Consider the following 6,660-nt stretch of genomic DNA (forward strand, 5'->3'; position numbering starts at 1 on the left):
GCGTCTTGCTGGGCCGGCGTGGCCGGCGGGATGCGGGCGAGCGGCAGCTCGGGCTGTTCGGCGATCAGGCGCAGCAGCTCCAGCAACTGCCGGGCGATGCCGTCGACGGCGTCGGCGGAGAAGAGATCGGGCCGATAGCCGAAGCGCAGCTCGAGTTCGGGTCCGGGGGCGGCGCACAGGCTGAGCGGGTAGTGGGAGGTGTCCGCGCCGTCGCCGCCGAGCGGAATCAAGGCCAGGCCGTCGGCCACCTCGCCGTTGGCCGCGCCGGGCAGCGCCGGATAGCTTTCGAAAACCAGCAGGGTGTCGAACAGCTCGGTTCTTCCCGCCGCCTGCTGGATCTCGGCGAGGCTGAGGTGCTGATGCTCGATCAGCGCGGCCTGCTGGGCCTGCAGGCGTTGCAGCAGGGCGGCCAGGGTTTCCTCGGGCCGCAGCCTCAGGCGCAGCGGGACGGTGTTGATCAGCAGGCCGACCATGCGCTCGACGCCGGGGAGCTCCGGCGGGCGTCCGGAGACGGTGACGCCGAAAACGACGTCGTCGGCGGCGCTGAGTCGGGCGAGCAGAATGGCCCAGGCCGCTTGCAGCAGGGTGTTGAGGGTGACGCCCAGTTGGCGGGCCCGCGCCTGCAGCGGGGCGGTTTCGGTTTGACGGGACAGGATCAGCTGGCGTTCCCCCGCGGCGGCGGCGCCCAGTTTGGCCGGCTCGTCCAGCGCGTCCAGGCTGGCGGCCCAGGCGCGGGCGGCGGCGGCCTTGTCCTGCTGTTGCAGCCAGGCCAGATAATCGCGGTAGGGCGCGGTCGGCGGCAGCGCGGCCGATTCTCCCTGGCGGTAGAGCGCGAACAGCTCGTCCATCAGGATGGGCATGGACCAGCCGTCGAACAGCAGGTGGTGGAAGCTCCACAGCAGTTGATGGCGTTCCGCGTCCAGCTTGACCAGGATGAAGCGCAGCAGCGGCGGCTTGCCCGGATCGAAGCGGCGGCGCAGATCCGCCTCCAGCAGCGCGTCCAGCGCGGCGGCGTCCCGGCCGGACAGATCTTCCTCGCGCCAATCCAGCTCGAACTCGCGGGGCACCACCTGACGCGGCTGCGCCAGCCCCTTGTAGACGAAGGCGGCGCGCAGATTGGGATGGCGTTGCAGCAGCGCCTCCGCCGCGCGCCTGAGCCGGCCGGCGTCCAGGACGCCGCGCAGCTCGAAGCGGTTGCGGACATGATAGGCGTCCACCTCGCGTTCGTCGTACAGCGCGTGAAACAGCAATCCTTGCTGCAATGGCGACAGCGGCAGGATTTCGGCGATCTTCGACATCGTGAACCTCGCAATGGGCGGTCGCCGTCGGCGGCCCCCGGAAAGTATTTGGAACAGGCTCTTAGAGCCTGTTCAAAGTCTCGCGAGCAAGGGCGAGACAAGGCGAAAACGAGCGAAAAAGCGGAATGTACATGTGGTACATGAGCATTTTGAGCTGGTTTTCAACGCCGTATCGCTGAAGCGCAGCAGACATTGAACAGGTTCTTAGAAGCCGGCTTCGATCAGGTCTATCTCCTCCTGCGACAGCCCGCCGGCCAGGGGGTGGTCGGACGGGGTGCTGCCGCCGGCGTCCGGCGCGCGGCCCAGCCTGGCCAAGGCGCGCAGCGCGTCGAACCAGTTCTCCGCCAGCTTCTCGATCTCCTGCCGGTCGAACAGGCGGCCGGCCCACAGCCAGGTGGCCACCAGTTCCGGTCCGTCCGGGCCGTCGTGGGTGGCGGCGTTGAGCTCGATGGCGTGGGTCTGCGGTGTCGAAGGATCGCTGTTTCCGTCCAGCCCGGCCGCTTCCGGCGCCGGCATCCAGTCGCCGCGCGCCGGCGTGGAGAAGCGTCCCAGGTAGTTGAAGCCGAGTTGCGCCGGCGCGGCGCCGCTCAGCCGGGCGGCGGTCTCCGGATTGAGATAGCGCAGCAAGCCGTATCCCAGGCCCCGGTCCGGCAGCGCGCGCAATTGCTCCTTGACCCGCTTCAGCGCCGCGCCCAGCACGGCGTCGTCGTCCAGGGCGGCCGCGGCGGAGGCGCCGGGGTCGAGGCAGACGGGGAACAGGCTGGTGAACCAGCCCACGGTGCGGGAAAGGTCGCAATGCTCGCCCAGCTCCTCGCGGCCGTGGCCTTCCAATTCCAGGCGCACCGCGGAGCCGCCGTCCCGTCCCCGGCCATGCCGCCAGCGCGCCACCGCCAGCGCGAAGCCGGTGAGCAGCACGTCGTTGATGCCGGCGTGGAACAGCGCCGGCACCCGGGTCAGCAGATCGGCGGTGACGGCGGAAGGCAGCGCGACGCTCAGACGCCGGCTGGCGCCGGCCGTGTCCAGCGCCGGGTCCAGCGGGCAGGGCGATAGCGGCGGATCGGGCTGGTTCTGGATGGCCGCCCACATCGGCGCTTCAGCCGCGCGGGCGGCGCGGATGGCGTCCTCGTTCAGCAGCAGCGCCCAGCGGCGGAAGGAGGTGGCCACCGGATCCAGCCGGATGGCTTGGCCGGCGCGGGCCTCGCGCCAGGCGGAGGCCAGGTCGGGCAGCAGGATGCGCCAGGAAACGCCGTCCACCGCCAGGTGATGGATGCCCAGCCACAGCCTGCCCGGCGCGTCCGGGCCGGCGTCCAGCCACAGCGCCCGCAACATGGCGCCGGCGGCGGGGTCCAGCTGCCGCGCCGCGGCGGCGATGTCGGCCGGCGGGATCTCCAGATGCGCGTCCGCCGCGATGCGGCGCAGGCAGTCCTGCGCCGAGGTCGAGCCGACCGGCGGCACGCTCAGGCCGTTGTCGGCATCCAGCCGCATCCGCAGCGCGTCGTGTTTGTCCAGCAAGGCTTGCAGCGCCTGCAGTAGATGGGCTTGTTCCAATCCGGCGGGGGTTTGCAACAGCATGGATTGGTAGAAGCCGCTTTGCGGGCCGCCGCGCTCCAGCCACCAGCGGATGATGGGCGTCGCCGGCAGCGGGCCCTCCGCGGTGTCCTCGGCCGCGACGGCGACGACCGGCCGGGCGACGGCGGCCAGCGCCTCCACCCGAGGATGGAGGAAGACCTCGCGCGGGCTGAGCAGCAAGCCTTGCCGCCGCGCGCGGCTGACCAGCAGGATGGAGGCGATGCTGTCGCCGCCGAGATCGAAGAAACCGTCGTCCAGACCGACTTCGTCCAGGCCCAGCAGCTCGGCGTACAGCCCGGCCAGGATGCGTTCGGCGTCGCTGCGCGGAGGCCGCCGCTCGCCGGCCTGGAAATCGGGCGCGGGCAGCGCGCGGTGGTCCAGCTTGCCGTTGGGGGTCAGCGGCAGCGCGTCCAGCGCGACGACGGCGGCCGGCACCATATAGTCGGGCAGCTGCGCCGCCAGGGCTTGTCTGAGCGCGGACGGGGCGATGTCGGCGCCGGGCTGGAGCGCGACATAGGCGAGCAGCTGGCGCGGCGCGCCGTCCATCTCGCGCAGCACCGCCCGCGCCTGGGACACGGCCGGGTGTTCGCTCAGCCTGGCCTCGATTTCGCTCAGTTCGATGCGGAAGCCGCGCAGCTTGATTTGTTGATCGGCGCGGCCGAGGAATTCCAGCTGGCCGTCGGCGCGCCAGCGCGCCCGGTCGCCGCTGCGGTAGAGCCGGCTGCCGGCGGGGCCGAAGGGGTTGGCCACGAAACGCTCGGCGCTGAGCGCCGGCTGATCCAGATAGCCGCGCGCCAGGCCGCTGCCGGCCAGGTAGAGTTCGCCGGGCGCGCCGACGGGCAGCGGGCGCAGCGCGGAATCGAGCACATAGGCGCGGGTATTGTCCATCGGCGCGCCTATCGGCAGCGGCGCAGCCAGTGGCTGATCGCACGGCAGCGGGCAGCAGGTGGCGAAGGTGGTGGTCTCGGTGGGGCCGTAGACGTGGACCAGTTCCAGCCCCGGATGGCGCTCCCGCACCCGCTGGAAGGCGCGCAGCGAGGCGGCTTCGCCGCCGGTCCACAGCGTGCGCAGGCTGGAGAAGCAGTCCGGCCGCTCCTCGGCCAGCAGGTTGAACAGCGCGGTGGTCAGGAAGGCCGCGGTGACGCTTTCCCGCTGCAGGACGTCCGCCAGCGAGTCGATATCGTTGTCCCCCGGCGGCGCCAGCGTCGCCTGGCCGCCGTGCAGCAAGGGGGTCCACAGCTCGTAGGTGGAGGCGTCGAAGGCATGCGGAGAGTGCAGCAGCACCTTGCTCTGGGACGCGCCCTCCCAGCGGCGGTCCAGCGCCAGATCCCTGACGTTGGCGTGGCTGACGGCTATGCCCTTGGGCACGCCGGTGGAGCCGGAGGTGTACATCACATAGGCCAGCGCGTCGGGGGTCAGCTCCAGGCGGGGCGGGTGCTCGGCGCTGTCGGACGGACCGTCTATCCGCAGCACCGGCAGGCCCGGCGGCAGCATGGCCGGCGCCGGTGCCTCGTCGGCCAGCAGCAAAGCGGCGCGCGACTGAGTCAGGGTCCAGGCCCGCCGCTCCTCCGGCTGGGCGGTGTGCAGCGGGACATAGCAGCCGCCGGCCTTGAGCACGCCGAGGATGGCCACCGGCAGCAGCGGGCCGCGTTGCAGCCACAGCGCCACCGGCGTTTCCACGGTCACGCCGGCCGCGCGCAAGCGGTGGGCCAGCGCGTTGGATTGCAGATCCAGCTGGCGGTAGCTCAGGCGAACGTCGCCGGCGCAGACCGCGACGGCGTCCGGCGTCAGCTCGGCCTGCCGGCGGAACAGCTCGGGCAGCGTCGCCGGCGCGGTGGCGTGCGTGGCGCGCGTGGTGGCGTTCCAGCCGTCCAGCTGGCGGCTCTCGGCCTCGTCCAGCCAGCGCAGGCTGGCCATCGGCCGCTCAAGATCGCCGGCCAGCGCCTGGAACAGGCGCGTCAGGCTGGCGAGAATGCGCTCGGCCGCGGCCGGCGGGAAGGCGTCGGCGCGGCAGCCCAGTCGGAGCTCCAGTCTTTCTCCCGGCACCACGCAGAGGCCCAGCGGGTAATGCGACACATCGCCGCCCAAGCCGTCGACGGGGCGCACGCTCAGGCCGTCGCCGGCGCGGCTTTGGCGCAGCGCGTCGAGCTGCGGATAGTTTTCGAACACCATCAGCGTGTCGAACAATTCCTCCATGTCCGTCAGCTGTTGGATGTCGCCGAGTCCGAGATGCTGATGCTCCATCATCGCGGCCTGGCGCGATTGCAGATCGTCCAGCCAGCCGGCCAGCGTGGCCGACGGTTCCAGTTTCAGGCGCAGCGGCACGGTGTTGATCAGCAGGCCGGGCAGCCGCGCGATGTCTTCCAGCGGGGCGGTCCGTCCGGACACGGTGATGCCGAACAGCAGATCGTCGCGGCCGGTCAGGCGGGCCAGCAGCAGACCCCACGCGGCCTGGGCCAGGGTGTTGAGGGTCAGCCCGCGACGCCGCGCCTGGGCGGACAGCGCGGCGCTGAGCTCCGCCGTCAGCGCGGCGGTGTGCAGATCCGGCCGCCGCTTGGCGGCGGGGAGGCCGGGCGCCACCAGGGTGGGCTCGTCCACGCCGCGCAGGTAGTCGCCCCAGGCCTGGCGGGCGGCGGCCTGATCGCGGCCGGACAGCCAGAGCAGGTAATCGCGGTAGGCCGGCGCGGGCGGCAGCGCGGCCGACTCTCCCTGGCGGTAGAGCGCGAACAGTTCCTCCAGCAGCACGGGAAGGGACCAGCCGTCGAGCAAGAGGTGGTGGAAAGTCCAGAGCAGGCGGTGGCGCTCCGGCGTCAGCCGGATCAGGGTGAGGCGCAGCAGCGGCCCGCGGTCCGGCGGCATGCTCTCCCCATGATCGGCCGTCTGCATGTCTTCCAGCCGCGCGCGCGCCTCGTCGTCGCTGAGGGCCGACAAATCGGCTTCCCGCCACGGCGCGGCGCTGTCCAGGCTCAAGGCCTGCATCGGCTGCAGGGTGTCCTCGTGAATGAAGGAGGCCAGCAGGTGCGGGTGGCGGCTCAGCAGGCCTTCGCCGGCGCGGCGCAGCGCGGCGCCGTCCAGCGCGCCGTCCAGTTCGATGCGCATCTGCACCACATAGGGGTTGGCGGCGGAGTGATCGTAGAGCGCGTGGAACAGCAGGCCTTGCTGCAGCGGCGTCAGCGGCAGCAGTTCGGCGAGGCCGGGGCGGCGGCGACTCAGGCGCTCGATTTCGGCCGGCTCCAGCCGCAGCAGCGGCGCGTCGGCGCGCGTGTCAACGGCCAGGGCCGAGGCTTCGGTCGCAACTTGGGCGAGGCCGCGGACGCTGGGGTGTTCGAATACCTGGCGCGGCGTCAGGCCCAAGCCCCGCTTGCGGGCCAGGCTCACCAGCTGGATGGAGCTGATGCTGTCGCCGCCGAGATGGAAGAAGCTGTCGTCCAGGCCGACGCGCTCCAGGCCCAGGGTCTGGGCGAAGGCTTCGGCCAGCAGTTTTTCTTTTTCGGTGACCGGCTCGCGGTGCTCGGCCAGCGTCAGCTCCGGCGCCGGCAGGGCGCGGCGGTCCAGCTTGCCGTTGGGGGTCAGCGGCAGCGCATCCAGCGGCACCCAGGCGGCGGGCACCATGTAGTCGGGCAGACGGGTGGCCAGCGCGTCGCGCCAGCGCGCGACGTCGGCCTGGACGCCGGCGGCGGGCACCGCGTAGGCGACCAGCCGGCGCTGCCCGGGCGCGTCCTCGCGGATCAGGACCACGGCCTGGGCGACGCCGGGCTGGTCCAGCAGCGCGGCTTCGATCTCGCCCAGCTCG

General features: G+C 72.0%; 2 protein-coding genes. Both read right to left on the reverse strand.

Translation table 11 applies throughout. The features are described from left to right. A partial coding sequence (locus tag QUG03_RS23100) for a condensation domain-containing protein (RefSeq protein ID WP_500821107.1) occupies positions 1-1,298 on the reverse strand: 1,298 nt, incomplete at its 3' end. 204 nt (positions 1,299-1,502) lie between these two features. Continuing rightward, positions 1,503-6,660, reverse strand: a 5,158-nt coding sequence (locus QUG03_RS23105; protein WP_500821108.1) for an amino acid adenylation domain-containing protein, incomplete at its 5' end; no start/stop codon positions are given.

It is taken from the genome of Chromobacterium sp. CCUG 30098 (assembly GCF_059916605.1).